Annotated in this window: 16 protein-coding genes; 7 read left to right on the forward strand and 9 right to left on the reverse strand. The window is 41.8% G+C overall.

What is annotated here, in order from left to right; all coding sequences use genetic code 11:
- Positions 1-274: 274 nt before the first annotated feature.
- The 3 genes from ssuD to ssuE are packed head-to-tail and all read left to right on the forward strand — an operon-like array spanning position 275 to position 2,664.
- Complete coding sequence (ssuD, locus tag NLP_RS25430; RefSeq protein WP_104908753.1) at positions 275-1,435, forward strand: FMNH2-dependent alkanesulfonate monooxygenase; 1,161 nt, start codon at positions 275-277, stop codon at positions 1,433-1,435.
- Positions 1,436-1,462: 27 nt separating this feature from the next.
- On the forward strand, positions 1,463-2,101 hold the full coding sequence (locus NLP_RS25435; RefSeq protein ID WP_104908754.1) for a beta-class carbonic anhydrase: 639 nt from the start codon (positions 1,463-1,465) through the stop codon (positions 2,099-2,101).
- Positions 2,098-2,664, forward strand: coding sequence for an NADPH-dependent FMN reductase (ssuE, locus tag NLP_RS25440; RefSeq protein ID WP_104908755.1), 567 nt, complete (start codon positions 2,098-2,100; stop codon positions 2,662-2,664). Before NLP_RS25435 ends, ssuE begins: the two co-directional genes overlap by 4 nt.
- A gap of 250 nt (positions 2,665-2,914) precedes the next feature.
- Here the strand turns inward: ssuE and NLP_RS33605 are convergent, their stop codons facing one another.
- The 3 genes from NLP_RS33605 to NLP_RS25445 all read right to left on the reverse strand — a co-directional run bounded on the left by NLP_RS33605 (position 2,915) and on the right by NLP_RS25445 (position 4,817).
- On the reverse strand, positions 2,915-3,094 hold the full coding sequence (locus NLP_RS33605) for a hypothetical protein (RefSeq protein WP_158680531.1): 180 nt from the start codon (positions 3,092-3,094) through the stop codon (positions 2,915-2,917).
- 84 nt (positions 3,095-3,178) lie between these two features.
- Positions 3,179-3,340, reverse strand: coding sequence for a hypothetical protein (locus tag NLP_RS33610; protein WP_158680532.1), 162 nt, complete (start codon positions 3,338-3,340; stop codon positions 3,179-3,181).
- A 166-nt stretch (positions 3,341-3,506) separates the two neighbouring features.
- The gene (locus tag NLP_RS25445) at positions 3,507-4,817 is read right to left on the reverse strand and encodes an FAD-dependent oxidoreductase (RefSeq protein ID WP_104908756.1); all 1,311 of its coding nucleotides are present in this window, start codon (positions 4,815-4,817) and stop codon (positions 3,507-3,509) included.
- Positions 4,818-5,045: 228 nt separating this feature from the next.
- Here NLP_RS25445 and NLP_RS25450 point away from each other — a divergent pair, with 228 nt between their 5' ends.
- Positions 5,046-6,395, forward strand: coding sequence for an FAD-binding oxidoreductase (locus NLP_RS25450; RefSeq protein ID WP_199784689.1), 1,350 nt, complete (start codon positions 5,046-5,048; stop codon positions 6,393-6,395).
- A 56-nt stretch (positions 6,396-6,451) separates the two neighbouring features.
- Positions 6,452-7,807, forward strand: a complete 1,356-nt coding sequence (locus NLP_RS25455; protein ID WP_104908758.1) for a (Fe-S)-binding protein — start codon at positions 6,452-6,454, stop codon at positions 7,805-7,807.
- A gap of 142 nt (positions 7,808-7,949) precedes the next feature.
- Here the strand turns inward: NLP_RS25455 and NLP_RS25460 are convergent, their stop codons facing one another.
- The 6 genes from NLP_RS25460 to NLP_RS25485 form a co-directional block, all read right to left on the reverse strand.
- Positions 7,950-9,395, reverse strand: a complete 1,446-nt coding sequence (locus tag NLP_RS25460; protein ID WP_104908759.1) for a PQQ-dependent sugar dehydrogenase — start codon at positions 9,393-9,395, stop codon at positions 7,950-7,952.
- Positions 9,396-9,498: 103 nt separating this feature from the next.
- A complete protein-coding gene (locus NLP_RS25465) occupies positions 9,499-10,842 on the reverse strand; it encodes a DVUA0089 family protein (RefSeq protein ID WP_104908760.1) in 1,344 nt (447 codons plus the stop codon).
- 678 nt (positions 10,843-11,520) lie between these two features.
- Entirely contained in the window at positions 11,521-12,312 is a 792-nt protein-coding gene (locus tag NLP_RS25470; protein ID WP_104908761.1) for a pentapeptide repeat-containing protein, read from the reverse strand.
- Between the two features lie 10 nt (positions 12,313-12,322).
- A complete protein-coding gene (locus NLP_RS25475) occupies positions 12,323-12,964 on the reverse strand; it encodes a hypothetical protein (RefSeq protein WP_104908762.1) in 642 nt (213 codons plus the stop codon).
- A 668-nt stretch (positions 12,965-13,632) separates the two neighbouring features.
- A complete protein-coding gene (locus tag NLP_RS25480) occupies positions 13,633-14,007 on the reverse strand; it encodes a hypothetical protein (RefSeq protein ID WP_104908763.1) in 375 nt (124 codons plus the stop codon).
- Positions 14,008-14,105: 98 nt separating this feature from the next.
- Entirely contained in the window at positions 14,106-14,471 is a 366-nt protein-coding gene (locus tag NLP_RS25485; RefSeq protein ID WP_104908764.1) for a hypothetical protein, read from the reverse strand.
- 540 nt (positions 14,472-15,011) lie between these two features.
- Between NLP_RS25485 and NLP_RS35200 the strand changes: the two genes are divergently transcribed.
- Together NLP_RS35200 and nifH are read left to right on the forward strand one after the other, a co-directional pair.
- Complete coding sequence (locus NLP_RS35200) at positions 15,012-16,304, forward strand: substrate-binding domain-containing protein (RefSeq protein WP_234017066.1); 1,293 nt, start codon at positions 15,012-15,014, stop codon at positions 16,302-16,304.
- A 488-nt stretch (positions 16,305-16,792) separates the two neighbouring features.
- Complete coding sequence (gene nifH, locus NLP_RS25500) at positions 16,793-17,761, forward strand: nitrogenase iron protein (RefSeq protein ID WP_104908765.1); 969 nt, start codon at positions 16,793-16,795, stop codon at positions 17,759-17,761.
- The last annotated feature ends 413 nt before the right edge of the window (positions 17,762-18,174 follow it).

Below are 18,174 nucleotides of genomic sequence, written 5' to 3' on the forward strand. Positions count from 1 at the left end.
AATATACACAACGATGCTATTGCTGTATTCTCCCTAGAGACAGAAAGAAGGGGGCAGGGGGAGATGAGGGGACATGGGGAATAACTCCCCAATCCCCAATTTTTTTTTGATTGCTAGCTTATTGAACACTGCCTAATATACATTGGTCTGATAGAGATACCGGAGTTTTCTGAAAAACTTCTTGCTGGGTTAAGTAGAATATGTGATACTCTAAAAGCTATAAATAAATAACGGTAATTAGATAGAATTGCCGTAGTTTAAAAGGACAAGATTCATGCAGCTACTATGGTTCATCCCAACCCACGGCGACGGACGTTACCTTGCAACTGCTACAGGCGGACGGGCAGTAAGCTTTCCTTATCTGCGGCAGATTGCCCAAGCGGTGGATGACCTTGGTTATACAGGGGCATTGCTACCCACGGGGCGTTCTTGCGAAGATGCTTGGATTGTAGCGTCAACACTGGTATCACTGACGCGACAGATGCGTTTTTTGGTGGCGATTCGTCCCGGCTTGGTATCGCCTGGAGTGGCAGCGCGGATGGCGGCGACTTTCGATCGCCTCTCTGGTGGACGCTTGCTGATTAATGTCGTGACAGGTGGCGATCCGGTAGAGTTAGCGGGAGATGGCTTGCATTTGGATCACGATCAACGCTATGAATTAACAGATGAATTTTTAACAGTATGGCGAGCGATCGCTAGTGGTGAACAAGCCAATCTCCAAGGAGACTATTTCAACATTCAGGATGGGAAACTGCTGTTTCCACCTGTCCAAAAGCCATATCCGCCCTTGTGGTTTGGCGGTTCCTCTCCCATCGCCCAAAAAATTGCTGCCAAGCATATAGATGTCTATCTGACTTGGGGCGAACCACCGGCGCAAGTAGCCGAAAAAATTGCATCAGTTCGCAGGCTTGCAGAAACACAAGGCCGAACTTTGCAGTTTGGGATTCGCCTACATGTGATTGTGCGGGAAACCGAGAGTGAAGCTTGGGATGCGGCGAATCAATTGATTAAGTATGTAGATGATGAGGCGATCGCTAAAGCCCAAAAAGCTTATGCCCGGATGGATTCAGTTGGACAACAGCGAATGACTCAATTACACCACGGTAATCGTGAGGCCTTAGAGATCAGCCCGAACCTGTGGGCGGGAGTCGGTTTAGTCCGGGGTGGTGCAGGAACAGCCCTAGTAGGCGATCCCCAAACCGTAGCTGTCAGGATATTGGAATATGCTTCTTTGGGTGTTGAGTCCTTTATCCTCTCTGGCTATCCCCACCTAGAGGAAGCTTATCGAGTTGCAGAACTTCTATTTCCCCATCTGCCATTAGAGAATTTGCCCGCAGTGGAGAAGCAACATGTCTTAAGTCCATTTGGTGAGATTGTGGCAAATGAAGATTTCCCTAAGCAAAAGCCTCAAGAAAGAGCAACGTCCATATCCTAGTAATTATAAACTAGGAGATTCACAGCCATGCTGCACCAACAAATCGACCAAAAAATCTCAGAAAAAGAAGCGTGGGCATTGCGTCGTCAATTGGGAGTCCCTAACAATAAACGCTTGTGGGTACTAGCTTGCATGGATGAACGTTTACCAGTGGAGAAAGCATTAGGAATTGGTGAAGGAGATGCTCATATTTTTCGTAATGCTGGGGGGTTAGTTACAGATGATGCGATTCGGTCAGCGATGTTAACTACACAGTTTTTTGGCACCGAAGAAATCATCGTCATTAATCATACCGAATGTGGCATGATGACAGCATCAGGAGACTTTCTCAGTGAGGTATTGCGAAATCAAGGTATTGACGTGGATCAAGTTAGTGTCGATCCTGCTTTGCCAGAATTGAAGCTACCAAAAGGCGTTTTTTCCAAATGGATCAAAACGTTTACCGATGTGGATGAAATCTGCATACAGCAGGTGGAATTATTGCGTAATTCTCCTTTAATTCCCCAAGATGTAGTTATTCATGGCTACATCTGGGAAGTAGAGAATATGAGTTTACGCCGTCCCTACAAACGTCTGAGTGAGAAGGTTAACACAGCATCAGCTATGAAGACCAAAACTGCAAAACATACTGAACCCATTTTAGAAATTGGGAGTTTAATTGAATGACAAATATTCTAGCGATCGCAGGTAGTCCAACCCATCCATCTAGAACCTATGGTGTTGTTGAATACACTGCCAACCTTTTACAGCAAGAAGGCTTGCATGTAGATATTATTTCAGTTCGGGATTTGCCTGCTGAAGATTTAGTTTTTGGACGATACGACAGCCCGGCTTTAGAACAGCCAAAAGCTTTATTAGCAAAGGCAGATGGTGTGATTATTGCCACCCCAATTTACAAAGCTGCTTACACAGGAGTGCTAAAAACATTTCTAGATTTGCTGCCACAAAAATCATTAACAGGTAAACCCGTCTTACCAATTGCTCTGGGTGGAACGATCGCTCATTTATTGGCAATTGAATACGCTCTGAAACCTGTGTTATCTGAATTAGGAGCGCGGCATATCCTAGCCACCATTTATGCGGTAGACAAACAAATTCAACGACAAGCTGATAACAGCGTCCTCTTAGATGAGGAAATTGAGCAAAGACTCAAAGACGTTCTCAAGGAATTTGTTAAAGCTGTAGAATATGATGCCGCAGCGTCTCAAGAATTGGTTCATGCCAATTAAATAATCAAGTTTATACCTCCGTTTGCTTGTAGCAGAGGGGTAATTTATACCCATCTGCTACCTTTTTTTAAAAGTTAATCATATCAACATAAATTTCTTCTCAAAAATTTCACTTTTATAGCGATATTCAAATGAATATAGCGGTTCTCGTTTGGATGCAATACATTTTGACCTCTCTCTAAACCTCTCTCCTAAAAGGAGAGAGGCTTTGAATCTTACTCCCCAACGCTAGCTCTTAAGGGGCTGGGGGTTAGGTCTGTATTGGACTCAACCGAGAAGCGCTACAGACTACGCCCAGACCGTCCAGGTCTGTCAATAAATCGGTTCGAGGAATGTAATCTAAATAAGAGAAAATATCTGGAAGCGTACCAAACTCAAACGTTAGATGGGGAACACGGATGTGGGAACCTAACCAAACAGTCAGACGCATGACACTAAAATTTGACTTTTCGTTATGCGACAACACATGCACTAGCCAATCAATTTCCGTACCAGAAAAAGCCTTAAGTGAACCCTATAAATTACCGTCAATACTACTGTAGCTATTTAAATCATTTGTAAAATCTGCTGGATTCAGCTGAAAACGATTCTCTAGCTTTTGTCGCAATTGGTTTGTAATACTCCATAACTGCTCAAATACAGATGTATTATCTGAGTTTACTTTTTGGTAAATCATTATTTTTTTTGCTGGTACATTGAGGATGAACAATAAAAACTTTCATGATTGCTTCTTAATTTTAAAAACTAAGCAAATCTGGGATACATCAGTACCACTTTTGTGAAGATAAATTTAATTTTTTTATTTACTTATAATGTCAACTCGCCAATTGCTACAAGTTCGTTTACAATTTGGCGTTTGATTTTTTCACTTTGGATATCCAACCTTTGTATGAGTTCAGAATTTCTGAATAGGGAACTATGGTTTCAAATATTAGCTCAGATAGTGAAGGTGAGAAGCGATGGGGAAAAAGTTTGTGCAGAGTTTTGGCAATATTTTCCCTGAATATAAATTCAATAAACAATCCCATAGTCGAGGGAAATGCGTTATCCCCAAGCTCAACTAAGGCGTGAGCATCTTGCTTCCGGCGAACAGTAAATTGTTCAATAACCTCCTCAATATTGTCAGAATACTCGTCTAAAAGGTTGTCAAACAAGACAACATCTTCAAGTGCCGCATTGCAACCTTGACCAATAGAAGAAGATACGGCATGTGCTGCATCTCCCAGAAGTAGGACACTATCACCTTGGTGATAACGGTTACAACGAATTGTTAAAATTCTTGATACAGGTCTAGTGAGGAAAGCTTCAGCTTCTTCCCTGGGCATCATCTGATAAACTTCTGGGAAATTATTTTGAAAAAATGTAAGAACTTCTTCTGTGCTGGAAAGATTAACTATCTGATTTTTTTTATGGAGAAATAAAACGACTCCACTCATGCTTCCATCTTGTTGATGTAATAGTACTATCAGCGTACTATCGTTTAGTATCCAAGAATGAATTTTGCCTTGTTCCAAGTTGATACCTGAATTTTCATTGGGACGAGGCAGGAAAATCGATTTATAGTCATTAGGGACATATTTCTGCTCGCACTCAAAGTTTTTTATAGCAAAAAAATTCTCTCTTATCTGAGAATTGGCTCCATCTGCACCTATTAATAGGTCATAATCAACAGTGAACTCATGTTTTTCTTCAACCGGAGAGGCTTCCACAACATTTTTCAATGTTACTGTCTTTGCCACCAAATCCACAGAAGTACATTGACAGTTAAAGTTTAGGTTGAGTTTACTCTTGTCGTACTTTTGGTTTAATTTTTCTAATAGCACAATTGCCAGGCTAGTGCGGTCAAGTGTAAAGAGAGATTTATTTCTTGGCGTCAACCGTGTCTTACCGTTTTTTTGGTGAAAAATCGTTCCTGTCACCTCTAAACTTCTGGATTTGACCACTTCTTCTAAACCCTCAATTTTTCTTAAAGCTCTCATTCCTCTTTCGTTCAGAGAGATAGGGTAGGTTCTGGATGTAGAGAATGAAACAATTATCGGGTCGCTGCGACGTTCATAAATGTCGATTTCGTATTTTTCGCCACGACTTAACAAGTAGTGAGCAAGCAGAAGTCCGCAAGGTCCAGCACCTACAATAACTACTTTCTTGACCATAATTCTATGACTTCCGCATTAGTTAAATAATCATAATACTTAATAACACTAAAAATTTTTACATCCTCTAATACATTTTTCATTGGTCTTGAGAGGGATATAGTGACAAAGCTTCACAAATATGCAATCTCACTTCATCATCCCTAATCTACTACCACAGTCAATTCACCGCGTCGAACTCACGTTAAATTAGATGTAGGGCGTAAAAAAATAAACTAAATAAAAGCGATGTCTAACGACAAGCCGCAAGGCGTCTGCGCTTCTGATTTTGCATCTATCGTCGGTGAAGAAAATGCTATTTGCCTTTGGGAAAATATCGAACTCGGTCAGCAAAAACGTATTCAACAGGCTATGGCTTCTGGAAAGCTTCCCAGTTGTATTGTCTATCCGCGTACCCAACAACAGCTAGCCGCAGTCATCGCCACAGCTCACACAAACAACTGGCGCGTCCTCCCTTGTGGTAGCGGTAGTAAACTTAGCTGGGGTGGTTTAGTTAAGGGCATTGATGTTGTAGTTAGTACAGAACGCATTAACCAACTGATTGAACACGCCGTTGGCGATTTGACTGTCACCGTAGAAGCGGGGATGAAATTTTCCGATCTTGAAGCGCTTTTGGCAAAGTCGCGGCAATTTCTCGCCCTTGACCCCACAGCACCAGAGTCAGCAACCATTGGTGGTATTGTTGCCACAGGTGATACAGGTTCTTTGCGGCAACGCTATGGTAGTGTGCGCGACCAGTTACTAGGTATTACCTTTGTCCGTGCTGATGGACAAGTCGCCAAAGCCGGGGGAAGAGTAGTTAAAAATGTCGCCGGATATGACTTGATGAAGTTGCTTACCGGGTCTTATGGCACATTAGGCTTTATTAGTCAACTAACTTTTCGCCTGTATCCGCTAGCAGAGGCATCGGGAACGGTGGTACTAACTGGGAAAGCTGAGGCTGTATCTGAAGCGGCTGATATCCTTAGAGGTTCGGCGTTAACACCAGTTCAGGCTGATTTGCTATCAACTAAATTAGTGTCTAGTTTAGGATTGGGTGAAGGACTAGGATTAATTGCTCGCTTTCAAAGTATTAGTGAGAGTGTTAAGGAACAGTCAAACCGAGTTTTGGAAGTAGGGGAAAAGTTGGGTTTAGATGGGGCAATTTTTGCCGATGTTGATGAAGCTAATCTATGGCAGAGATTGCAAAAACGAATACATACTAATGCTACAGAAACAGTAATTACCTGCAAAATAGGAGTGTTGCCTACTGCTGCTGTGGAGATTTTGACTCAGGTGGAGTTAGGTTTAATTCATATTAGTAGTGGTTTAGGTTTGTTACAATTAGAGAGTAAAAATCAAGTTTTGAAAATCCGCGAGCGGCTAGGTTCTGCTGGAAGCGATGCCGACGGCGGGCTGCGCCTACGCACTCAAAATAATAAAGGTTTCTTAACAATTTTGTCAGCACCAATGGCGGTTAAAGAACAAATAGATGTTTGGGGTTATACGGGGAATGCTTTGCCGTTGATGCGCCGTATTAAGGAACAGTTTGATAGTAAGAATATTTTAAGTCCTGGTCGGTTTGTGGGTGGAATTTAAGAAAAAAACCGCAGAGACACAGAGAACGCTGAGATAGAGAGGGGAAAAAGAGAAATATGCAAGTTTCAGAAAATTCTGTTAATAATACGGCTAGTTTAAAGAATTTGAATGGCTTTGATGAGAGTCATCCGCCTGACCCGAAGTTGATTGATAGTTGTGTCCATTGTGGATTTTGTCTCTCGACTTGTCCCAGTTATCGGGTACTTGGCAAGGAGATGGATTCACCTAGAGGACGCATCTATTTAATGGATGCAATTAATCAGGGTGAGATTGCTCTAAATACAGCCACGGTAGAACATTTTGATTCTTGTTTGGGGTGTCTTGCTTGTGTGAGTACCTGTCCTTCTGGCGTGCAGTATGACAAATTAATTTCTGCAACTCGTCATCAAGTTGAACGGAATTATCCCCGCAGTTTGCCAGACCAATTTTTTCGTCAACTGATATTTTCTCTGTTTCCCTATCCCAATCTTTTACGGGTTTTATTAGTTCCGTTGTTGGTTTATCAAAAGTTGGGATTTGCCAAATTCTTTCGGTCTACGGGTTTACTCAATAAAATATCGCCCCGTTTGGCAGCAATGGAATCAATTCTGCCAGAAATTACTCTCAAATCTTTTCAAGATAATTTGCCGACTGTGATTCCTGCTAAAGGTGAAAAGCGGTATCGCGTTGGGATGATTTTGGGTTGCGTCCAACGGCTGTTTTTCTCACCCGTGAATGAAGCGACGGTGCGCGTTTTAACAGCAAATGGTTGTGAAGTTGTGATTCCCAAATCTCAAGGTTGTTGTGCAGCACTTCCCGAACACCAAGGACAAACAGAACAGGCGAAAGCTTTAGCAAGACAAATGATTGATAGTTTTGCCAAGACAGATGTAGATTTCGTGATTATTAATGCTGCTGGTTGCGGTCATACTTTGAAGGAATACGGTCATATTTTAGAAGATGACCTAGAATATCGGCAAAAGGCAAAGGATTTTGCAGCTAAGGTTAAAGATGCTCAAGAGTTTTTAGCAACTGTTGGGTTAACAGCGAAACTTTCACCACTGACTGATAAACCATTGAATTTAGTTTATCAAGATGCTTGTCATTTATTGCACGGACAAAAGATTAGCGTCCAACCGCGTCAAGTGTTGCGACAAATTCCAGGGGTGAAGTTGAGAGAACCAATAGATGCAGCTTTGTGTTGTGGCAGTGCCGGAGTTTATAATATGCTGCAACCAGAAGTTTCTGAAGAGTTGGGTCGGCAAAAAGTACAGAATTTGTTGAATACTGGTGCTGAGTTAATTGCTTCTGCTAATCCAGGGTGTACTTTGCAAATTACGAAACATTTGCAGTTGCAAGGTAAGAAGATGTCAGTTATTCACCCGATGGAGTTGTTAGATTATTCGATTCGCGGTGAAAAGTTGAAATTGTAGACATTTTTTGTGGGTTGGACATTTTGTCATTGATTTTAAACCAAAGAGCCAAAGCTACGTCTTTACTCCCCTCCTCCCAAAATTGGGAGAAGGGGTTGGGGGATGAGGGCTAGTTTTGTATTCGTGCAAGAGGTCTAATGTTTTACTTGGTAGGCATAGAGACTTCCCAAATTCCTTGATTTCCACCATATTCTAGAACATAAATCTTATTGTCAATAATCTCAGCATCAATGGGATTACTAAAACCTGTAACAAGGCGCGTAGCGTTAAGTTTATAGTTAGTATTTCCTACTTTAGTTAACTTTAAATGCAGTAGGTCTTGGCTGGCATCTTTAAAAGGGCCTACTAGTGTTTCGCCAGTGGGGTCGCCTGGTGTCCAACTCAACATAAATCCATCTCTGTTGAATTCTGGACTCATTACTCCTTGTGTATCAAAAACTAATCCTAAAGGAGAACGGTGTGTTGTAAAAGTGCTAAAACTTTGTCCAAGAACACTAGCATCTTTGATTTTTCCATCTACAGGATCGCGGTAATTATCTGCGTCCGGACCAAGATTAGGAATTGGTTCAATCAAATTTCCAGTAGGCCGAATAGGAAAGGTTGGATCGTTACGATAGTAGCCCTTTTGGATGGCGTTAAATTGAGGGCTTAACAATCGGTCAGTGGCAGGATTATAATTGGGAAATTGTTGTGGATTGTCTGTCCCACCAATACGCCAGGGAAAGCCATAATTACCACCTAAACGTAGCCAATTTAATTCTTCTGACATATCGCGATCGGGCCCATTTTCTGTGCCAAACAAATCCCCATTGGGCGCAAAAGCCATATCAAAAGTATTACGTGTTCCTTCTGCAAAAATATAGCCAGCTGTCTTTAAGGTTGCTCGATTATTTGCCAAAAAGAGATTGTTGCCATTACTAGGAAGACGGAGTATACAGGCGGTTAATCCGACTTCACGAGTATTGGGATATAGACCATCAACAGACTGAACCTCACCATGATCGGTACGAGAACCGCTATTCACATAGATAAATTTACCATCCAGGCTAACAACCACACCGTTGAACTGATGGTCATAAGCTGTTTTGCTTTTGGGATAGCCTGCACTCTTAGCTAAAATAGACCAGATACGCTGTCCTGTACTCGAATTAATTACACCTTTAACAATAATTGCTTTAGTTTGGTTATTCACAAGGTCTGCATTGCCAACTAAATAAATTGTGCCGTTAGGGCCAATGGCCATACCTTGAGTTTCACTTAAATTATGATTACTAGAATTGTACACAAGTGTTTTAGTAGAAGAGTTTAAATTGACTTGATAAATCTCACCATTTCGTTTGAGATAATAAAGGGTATTGTTTCGTGGATCTTTTACAATCCGCACAGAAGGAGAGACTGATAGCGTATTAATAATATTGCGAATATTAATATCAGGACGCAACGTTTGTGGTACAACATTTACTCCAATAGTGCTATGGTTGAATAAAACTATTGTAAATAATAGTGTTATTGTAAATAACAGCGTTTTCGCAGCAAAATTACCGAGAAATCTGCGTTTGGCTTGGTTGGATGATTTAGTGTTATTCATGATTTTCTTGATAAAATAGTCAGTTAATTTTGTTGTTCAACCCTCTTGATGAAGGGAAAAACTTTAGGGATTACGGGGTGAAATGAGCAATGGGTACTATTCGTTATGCCAAACTGACTTCTAGCGTATAAGGAGCAGAGTTGCTGTCACTAGTGCCAGAAAAAGTTCCGCCATCTTGAGGAAATAAAGCATATTTACTCACTGAAATTGAGTATGTACCTGCACCTAGTGAAGCGGTGATTAATGACCCAAAGTCGGGGCCACTGTCGTCGTCACTTTGCAGTAAAATCCCAGCATTGTTAAACAGCCCAATAACTGTATCATCGGTTGTCACCGCACTGATGGTGACAGTTTTTGGATTTGCTAGAGAAAATGTAAAAAAGTCAAAATCGGGATTGTCCCCCGGTTGAACTGTTACTAACTCCCCTGAGAGATTAACGTTTGAGCCGGATGATAAAGAACCCAATCCTTCAGCTCTAGCTAGGGTATTGTTTGTAGCTTGTCGAGCATTTTCCCGCTCATAGAAAAAGAAGTTGTCACTATCAAGTCTGAGGTTTACTATGCCCTGTACAATACCGATGATTTCATCTGGCTCTGCTCCAGGCTTGTCTAAGAATATTTGTGTGTTGGCTCCAACAGTTTGTAGGCGATAGTCCTTTGGGGAGCCTTTGAGTTCTATTTGGTCTTGATTACGGTTAAAGTCAGTAATCGTAGCCAAGTCCCCAAAACCAGCATTCACAGTGTTTTTATCGTCGTAGTAGACATTTTTAGCGTCCCCAAGGACAAATCTATCTAGCTCAACGCCGCCAGTTAAGGTATCAGTCTCCCCCAATCCCGGTGAAAGTGGACTACCGGGCCAAGCACCAATGAGGATATCGTTTCCAGATCCACCATTGAGTATGTCATTGCCAGGCCCGCCCTGTAGACTATCATTGTCATCCTCACCATTGAGGATATCATTGCCTATATTACCGTCTAGTGTGTCATTGCCTGCTCTTCCATTTAGAGTGTTATTAAAAGTATTACCAAAGAGAAAGTTGTTCAGACTGTTACCTGTCCCGTTGATGGCGCTAGTTTCCCTCAGCGTCAGGTTTTCCAGATTAGTGCCTAGTGTGTAGGTGACAGAAGACCGGACGGTATCTGTACCTGAATTCACAGCTTCTGTAATGGTATCAATAGTGCTGTCAATAATGTAAGTGTCGTCGCCTACTCCCCCATTTAAGCTGTCAGTACCCAAGCCGCCATCAAGTGTGTCATTACCAAGACCACCGATTAAACTGTCGTTTCCTGTTCCACCAAATAGATTATCGTTACCAGCCGCACCATTCAGGGTGTCGTTACCGGAAAGACTATTGACGTTACCACCATTAGCCCAACCATATATCGTGTCATCTCCCGAAGTCCCATTTCTTATGTCAGCAGATGTAGTACCGTAAATAACTGCCATATTTATTATTTTTCCTGAATTTTTAACTAATGCCTAAGTTTGGCCTCAGTCAAATAACCCTTCATCAGTTCTAATGTTGATTAATTAAAACTCTAAGTTTAAATATAGATACCTTTACTAACTTAATTAATACCAATATTACTGAGAAAATATTAGTTATTGATTTAGTTAGCTGATTATGTAAATTGGGTCAAAATTAATCTATTTTAACTATTGATTTTCCCCAAGCTTTTTGACTTTCAATACCTATAATTATTTATTATCATGATTGAAAGGTTACGTCAAATTCTTTACCAAATCTTAAAAATACAAATTTTTTGATTTTTAGTATTGTTATAAAAAAATATAAATTTTAATTAAGCATTTTTTTTAAGATACTGTTTTTTTTAGTAAAGGTTACAAGATTTTTTAGCTGAATACGACATTCTCGTTAAGTTAGGTTTCAATATCAATTTTTGCTTGTAAAAAAATACTTTTTCTATTAAAGAAATACATCTGGAAATACATAAGTTAAATTTATAGATTATCCAAAACATTTTTGAGCTTAATAACAGTTAAGCTTTACATAAATTTTATATACTTCCTTGAGCAGTGAAGCTGGTTGTGGGAAGAGATACCGCAAAAAATGAATCTAAACGTCAATTTCTTTTTTTTATAAACTAATCGTGTCTTGAAGCGTTAAGCAGGCATAATTGTTTCTTGAAGATTTACGCCGCTGAGGTTAGCTCCCCGAATGTCGGCTCCTCTAAGGTTAGTTCCTCTGAGATTTGCCCCTGCCAGATTTGCACCTCTAAGGTTAGTCCAACTTAAGTCAGCTTGACTCAAATCAGCTTCACTTAGGTTAGCCCGCAACAGGTATGCACCACTGAGGTGAGCCTTGGTGAGATTAGCTTTGTATAAGTCAGCTTTGTAAAGATAAGCCCCTAAAACTTCTGCTTCGTACAAACTCGCCTCGCTGAGATCAGCCGCAATCAAGTTAGCTTCAATGAGGTTGGCAAAAGTAAGGTTAGCTCGAATCAACTTTGCTGCACCTAAATCGGCATCTTTCAAGTTAGCACCTTTTAAGTCAGTGCCAATTAGATTAGCAGATGCGATCGCAGCGCCTCTAAGATCCACCCCACTCAAGTCAGCTCCAATCAAATTGGCATGACTCAAATCTGCCTGCGTAAGTATAGCGCCACTCAAGTTAGCAACACTGAAGTTAGCCGCATTCAGGTTAGCTTCATTCAGGAAGGCTTTGTAGAGGTTGGCACTACTGAGGTCAGCACCACTGAGGTTTGCCCGCACAAGTAAAGCATTACCCAAATCGACTCTTCTCAAGTTTACCCCTTGGAGGTCTGCACCTCTGAGGTTATCGCCTTGCAGATTCGCGGCGCTGAGGTCTGGTTCAATCTGGGGATTTTTCTTTCTCCACTCAATCCATTTAACTGCACCTGCTTTGAGTAAAGTTAGATGCTCTCGATTTGCCATTTTCTCTCCTTTACTCCTGACGCCCACCCAGAGAATTTACCCGACCAGCGACACTTTCAATCGCCGTTAATGCTCCCGCTGCTCCTGCTAGAATATCCTGTTCTTGTCCACCTAAGTAAAGCCGTCCAAAACTACCTACAGCTTGAACTTCAAGAATGTTAATCCTCGCGGCTTTCTCCGCTTCATTAGCAGCCAGTGCAGCGTAAGCAGCAGGCTCCACTTCTAATACATACAGCGTTTGACCTGCTAATAGTAGCTGTCCCCGGCGCGTGCGATTAATCAGTTGTGTTTGATAAGCATCGATGTTGCGGATAATCTGACTAGAAATAACACGCGGTTTCAGACATTCCTCTCTTTTGACTCCCAGTGCCGCCAAAATAGCTTGACCAGCAGCTCTGGTTTCGCCTTGGGAGCTTGAATGAACTTCTAATAGTCCGTATAGTCGTTCAACTACCTGTACTCCCGGACGCACAGAGGCAGATTTTAGGGCTATATCCGTAATTTTATTAATTTCGATACCAGGAGAGATTTCAATCCACAGTGATGTATCTCCTGGTAATGGTAAGAAGCCTTGGGCTACTGTTCCCATATATGCTGCATGTTGAGGTTGCAGGTTGTCGAGAAATACGAAACTGCGTAATTCTATGCCCAAGATTTTGCTCTCCAGTCGTGAGGGTAAAAGTTATCTATATGCAAGATATAAGCGTCTAACTTGACAATATAGAGTATAAGGGAGCGCAAAATCCGTTAAACGGATCTACACCCGTGTGTCAAATCGCAATTATAGAAGCTAATGCTTATTTAGAAGACTATTGTCGTCTTGGGATAAAATCTACTTTGATCGGACGACATAATTTTTGTTTAACACAGCTGCTTTGTAAACATCTTGACCCTTTTAGATTACCCCAGTTTTACGCCAAATATTTCCCCAACATCTCCCAACTGAAATCGCAAGGAATTAGATACTAATGAATATAGCTCTTTCTAGTAGTCTGCCAAGCCAAAATTGCTGGGTGGAGGCAGGCAGAGGAGCAGGGAAGCAGGGGAGCAGAGGAGAGGTTTGAAAAGTTCTTTATCCTCTGCTCCTCTGCTCGCTACCACGCAAAGTTTGTGTGGCGTACCACTTGCTCAACTTGTTTTTCCTAAAGTATTTTCACAAACGCCCGTAACTTCCTCTCCCTATCCTCACAATCAGGCAAATAAGCAGATACAAAGCACTTAAACAGCTTGCCGTGCTTTGGGAGAGGCTTGGCGGGCTTTTTTGGCGCGATCGCCAATTGTTCGGGAAAAGGGGCGATCGCGATTTTTCTGGTTTATCTATCAGGTACTGGGCAAGTCCCCTTCAGGTAAGACATTATCTATGCTGAGTACCCACGGTATACCTTTGTCAATTGGAGAACTTACAGTAATTTTAGCTCTATTGGCAAACTGTTTTAAGCGATCGGCAAATTGGGGAACAGTTTTCATGATACTGCGATAACTTTCCATATTATTACAAATCAGGATCAACGTCAAAACGCCACTATTGATTTGGAAATACCAATGACAACTCGATAACAAAATCCGTGTCATGCGATCGCACGTTAGGAAAAAGCTTTTTTTTGTTGCTTCTTCAAGCTGTCTGAATAGTATTTCACTCACCTTGATTGTTTGAGGTGAAGGCAAATCATCTGGATGTAAGCATGGTTGATTCATAAGGTTTTGGCAAGCTTCAAAAGTAACGAAGCTGCGGTGAAGATTGGTAATTTTGATTTTTTGCAGATTGAATATTGCCGAAAATCAGGTTTACTAGGTTATTGTTCTTGAGTGACAATCCACAACAAGTCTAACCACAACTGGGGATAAGCTTGCTTGAGATTTGAGAGGGGATCGCGCATCAAGTTATTGGCATTCAAGCAAACAATTTCAACTAGCCCCAAGTATTCTGCCACTTCTTTGAGTAGGTTTTTTTGTTCTACTACAGCACTAATTAGTCTATCAGGGCAATAAATACCAATGTATTTCGCATGGCGGATGCATGTTTTTATATTCACTCTTGTTAAGTGAGGATGAGGATTGATAATCTTCACATAACATTGGCTTAGCAGTTTCCATACCCGTGGGTGAGTGTGTTCAATAATTACGTTAAATTGCTGGGCTAAGTCTTCTTCGGTAATCATTACTCTCTCCATGACTTTGTTGCCATCTATTGCATACTTTGGTAGATACCTAATTGATTGTGCAAAAAATAAAATAGCAATTATTTGCTGATGCTATGTGCATATTTACTTTAGTCAAATAGGTAATTTTTCGTTAGGGCAAAATTTACCCCAAAAAGCGAAATTGCTTCGGATGTTTTCTACTGTTTGTATTACTCGCCTATCAGCATCAAAGCTGAAACTAATCTCTAAAACTGTATTAAATATCACAATTTACCAATTAAATTGGTAAAGTTTGACTGCTAGATAAATGCTCTGTTTATTGGAATTTGGGGCTTTTAAGCCAAGATAGCAGGTAAAAAGCAAACACCCGCAAAAATAATTTGCGCTTCGCAAGCAAATTGGCCATTTGTGTGATAGTCTTTTTATATGGGGAATCAAGACAGCGAAAGCACAAAAAGTCTTCAAAGAGAAATGATATAAACTCAAAGACTAGACTTTCGCCTTGGCAGATATTTTGTTAAATCCGCTACGGCTTTTTGAAACTAACAGACAAAGCCAATGAAGCAGGATAGTGACCTCCGTAATAACTTGAAGTCGATTAGAACTCGCTTAGGCATGAGCCAACAAGATTTGGCTAACATCGCTAATGTAACTCGTCAAACTATTAGTGGTGTAGAGTCGGGGCAATATGCTCCCTCAGTAGCCATAACACTTCGCTTGGCCAAAGCGCTTGGCTGTCAAGTTGAGGATCTATTCTGGTTAGAGCGAGATTTACCTGAAATTGAAGCTGTTCTTGCCAAACCTGTTCCTAATGGTCAGCAACTGCGAGTTAGTATGGCTCGTGTGGGAGGACAATGGATAGCTTATCCCTTGATTGGCAAGGATGCTTTTCGCCAAGATATGATTCCGGCTGATGGTGAGACAGTTGCGGTGGTGAGGCAGTCCGATCTTCTGCCAAGGGGAGACGCCAAGGGCGATGGGGGTTCCCCCCAAGAGGAACTGCCGAAAGGGTTCCCCGGCATAAGCAAACTGTCGTTAGCGTCAGCGGTAGCGAGGAACGAGCGTCACCCGAAGGGTGAAAGCACTAGCCAAACAGGTACAAATAAAGTTCGAGTCAGGCTACTAGACGATAATCTCGACACACTTCACAACACTGTTGTGATTGCTGGTTGTGCCCCTGTGATTTCACTATGGGCAAGAGCCACCGAACGCTGGCATCCCCAACTGCGAGTCCAATATAACTTCGCCAATAGCATGGCTGCATTGCATAGTTTATGCAGAGGTGAAGCGCACATCGCTGGGATGCATTTGTACGATCCTGAGACTGGTGAGTATAATACTCCCTTTGTTCGAGATGTTCTGGCTGGCAGGGAAGCAGTTCTGATTACCCTTGGTGTCTGGGAGGAGGGACTTTTATTGAAGTCAGGGAACCCAATGGGAATTAGAACAGTTACTGACTTGGTTGCAGGGGAAGTGACTATTGTCAACCGCGAAATAGGTTCCGGTAGTCGGATGCTTTTGGAACAAACACTCCAAAAAGAGCAGATACCATTCGATGCTGTTCAGGGCTTCGACAATATACTCAAAAGTCACCAAGATGTTGCCCAAGCTGTAGTTAGAGGAGTTGCCGATGCTGGTATGAGTACGGGATCTGTAGCTACCGCTTTTGGGCTGGGATTTATCCCTTTAAATCAGTCACGATATGATTTGGTGATTCTCAAGGAATATCTCGAAGAAGCACCTGTACAGCAGTTGCTTAGTACTCTGGGACATCGGATGGTTCACTCACAATTTGAAATTCTCGGCGGTTACGATATCAGCAAAATCGGGGAAGTTGTAGCGACTGTTTAGAGTAGATTGCAATGGTTGGTTGTGTGGTAAAAGGAAAACTTGGCGTAAATTTAAATCCTGCTGCAACCACTCTTTAGGTATGAGCAACCTTCAGGAGATTACAACAACTGATGATGCTGAATTCGTAATTCGGATTGAATTTGAGTTTCCGGCTTGGAACCTGTAGCTTTCTTTTTTCTAATTGGTATTACTACCGCTAGAGAAATCATTTGAGTGAGCGGATGGTAATACTTGCAATATTCCTTGAGTGATATTTTATCGCCTCTAGCAATTAGTCAGAAAAAACAATGACTAATGGCCAACGAAAACTGACCAAAACTTAAATATGTTCTGGATTCAGACTCTTTTTGCTGTAGAACGAGCACCTCCAACGACGTTTTACATCAGGTCACTGCTGTAATTTTACAGTGCAAGTACCTCCGGCACTTTGTGCCAACGCTTCATAAACCAAAAGACCCACCAAACAAACAATTACAGGATCAATCATCATGTCCGACCAAAAAATTAGACAGATTGCTTTTTACGGTAAAGGTGGTATTGGTAAATCTACCACTTCCCAAAACACCCTTGCTGCAATGGCAGAAGTGGGTAAACGCATCTTGATTGTCGGATGTGACCCTAAAGCTGACTCCACTCGTTTGATTCTGCACTGTAAAGCCCAAACCACCGTGCTGCACTTGGCTGCTGAACGGGGTGCTGTGGAAGACATCGAACTCGAAGAAGTGGTAATCACTGGCTTCCGGGATATCAGATGCGTGGAATCTGGTGGCCCTGAGCCTGGTGTAGGTTGCGCCGGTCGTGGTATCATCACCGCCATCAACTTCCTCGAAGAAAACGGCGCTTACTCAGATGTAGATTTCGTATCCTACGACGTATTGGGCGACGTTGTCTGCGGTGGTTTTGCGATGCCAATCCGTGAAGGTAAAGCCCAAGAAATCTACATCGTTACCTCCGGTGAAATGATGGCGATGTTTGCTGCTAATAACATCTCTCGTGGTGTTCTTAAGTATGCCCATACTGGTGGCGTGCGCTTGGCAGGTCTAATTTGTAATAGTCGTAATACTGATAGAGAAGACGAACTGATTAGCACATTGGCGGCCAGATTGAGTACTCACATGATTCACTTTGTTCCCCGCGACAACATTGTGCAACACGCAGAATTGCGCCGGATGACTGTCAACGAGTACGCACCCGATAGCAATCAAGCTAATGAATACCGGACACTAGCAGACAAGATTATCAATAATACAAATCTTGCCGTTCCCACACCTATTGAGATGGACGAGCTAGAAGATTTGTTGATTGAATTTGGTATTCTCGAAAGCGAAGAAAATGCTGCAAAACTGATAAGTGCCGCCAACGCTCAAGCAGATGGTGAAAAGAAGCTAGAAGACGCTCAAGGCGAAGCACTAGAAGCTCTGAAAAAAGGAAACGTAGAAATAGTTTCCGGTAGTTAAAAGAAGTAAGGTTCTTTGTCTGACTCAGGTGCTAAATACAGAGTAAATATTAGGTGGGCAAAAATAGCCCACCCTCTCACCGAAACAGTTCTGAATGCTGAGTAACATTAGCGGATAGCTAAGGTTTAGCCCGTGCTGAGTAAAAAGTAAAATTAGACCGACTAAGCATCAAATTAGTTTTGAGTAGCGAATGCCTTGGTTGAAAGTGGGAAGATTCATTAGTACTACTTATTCATTACTTCTTACTCAGGACTCAGCACTCATCACTCCTGAAAAATCCTTTAAAATGGAGGTAATCGAATAGCCAATCTTAACTTTTGTTTGTTTCAAATTCACCGTGCTAACACTAATCTACCAAGGTCTACACAGCAACATTAATACTTTAATAGTCTAGTTCGTGTTTTTGTTTTTTC

Source organism: Nostoc sp. 'Lobaria pulmonaria (5183) cyanobiont' (assembly GCF_002949795.1).
Classification (GTDB): Bacteria; Cyanobacteriota; Cyanobacteriia; order Cyanobacteriales; family Nostocaceae; genus Nostoc.

Excerpts from the sequence above, each read along its gene's own strand:
- NLP_RS25465 (WP_104908760.1), bottom strand. The coding sequence starts at position 10,842 with ATGGCAGTTATTTACGGTACTACATCTGCTGACATAAGAAATGGGACT.
- NLP_RS25480 (WP_104908763.1), bottom strand. The coding sequence starts at position 14,007 with ATGAATCAACCATGCTTACATCCAGATGATTTGCCTTCACCTCAAACA.
- NLP_RS25445 (WP_104908756.1), bottom strand. The coding sequence starts at position 4,817 with ATGGTCAAGAAAGTAGTTATTGTAGGTGCTGGACCTTGCGGACTTCTG.
- NLP_RS25450 (WP_199784689.1), top strand. The coding sequence starts at position 5,046 with ATGTCTAACGACAAGCCGCAAGGCGTCTGCGCTTCTGATTTTGCATCT.
- nifH (WP_104908765.1), top strand. The coding sequence starts at position 16,793 with ATGTCCGACCAAAAAATTAGACAGATTGCTTTTTACGGTAAAGGTGGT.
- ssuE (WP_104908755.1), top strand. The coding sequence starts at position 2,098 with ATGACAAATATTCTAGCGATCGCAGGTAGTCCAACCCATCCATCTAGA.
- NLP_RS33610 (WP_158680532.1), bottom strand. The coding sequence starts at position 3,340 with ATGATTTACCAAAAAGTAAACTCAGATAATACATCTGTATTTGAGCAG.
- NLP_RS25485 (WP_104908764.1), bottom strand. The coding sequence starts at position 14,471 with ATGATTACCGAAGAAGACTTAGCCCAGCAATTTAACGTAATTATTGAA.
- NLP_RS25435 (WP_104908754.1), top strand. The coding sequence starts at position 1,463 with ATGCTGCACCAACAAATCGACCAAAAAATCTCAGAAAAAGAAGCGTGG.
- NLP_RS25460 (WP_104908759.1), bottom strand. The coding sequence starts at position 9,395 with ATGAATAACACTAAATCATCCAACCAAGCCAAACGCAGATTTCTCGGT.
- NLP_RS33605 (WP_158680531.1), bottom strand. The coding sequence starts at position 3,094 with ATGCGTCTGACTGTTTGGTTAGGTTCCCACATCCGTGTTCCCCATCTA.
- ssuD (WP_104908753.1), top strand. The coding sequence starts at position 275 with ATGCAGCTACTATGGTTCATCCCAACCCACGGCGACGGACGTTACCTT.
- NLP_RS25455 (WP_104908758.1), top strand. The coding sequence starts at position 6,452 with ATGCAAGTTTCAGAAAATTCTGTTAATAATACGGCTAGTTTAAAGAAT.
- NLP_RS35200 (WP_234017066.1), top strand. The coding sequence starts at position 15,012 with ATGAAGCAGGATAGTGACCTCCGTAATAACTTGAAGTCGATTAGAACT.
- NLP_RS25470 (WP_104908761.1), bottom strand. The coding sequence starts at position 12,312 with ATGGCAAATCGAGAGCATCTAACTTTACTCAAAGCAGGTGCAGTTAAA.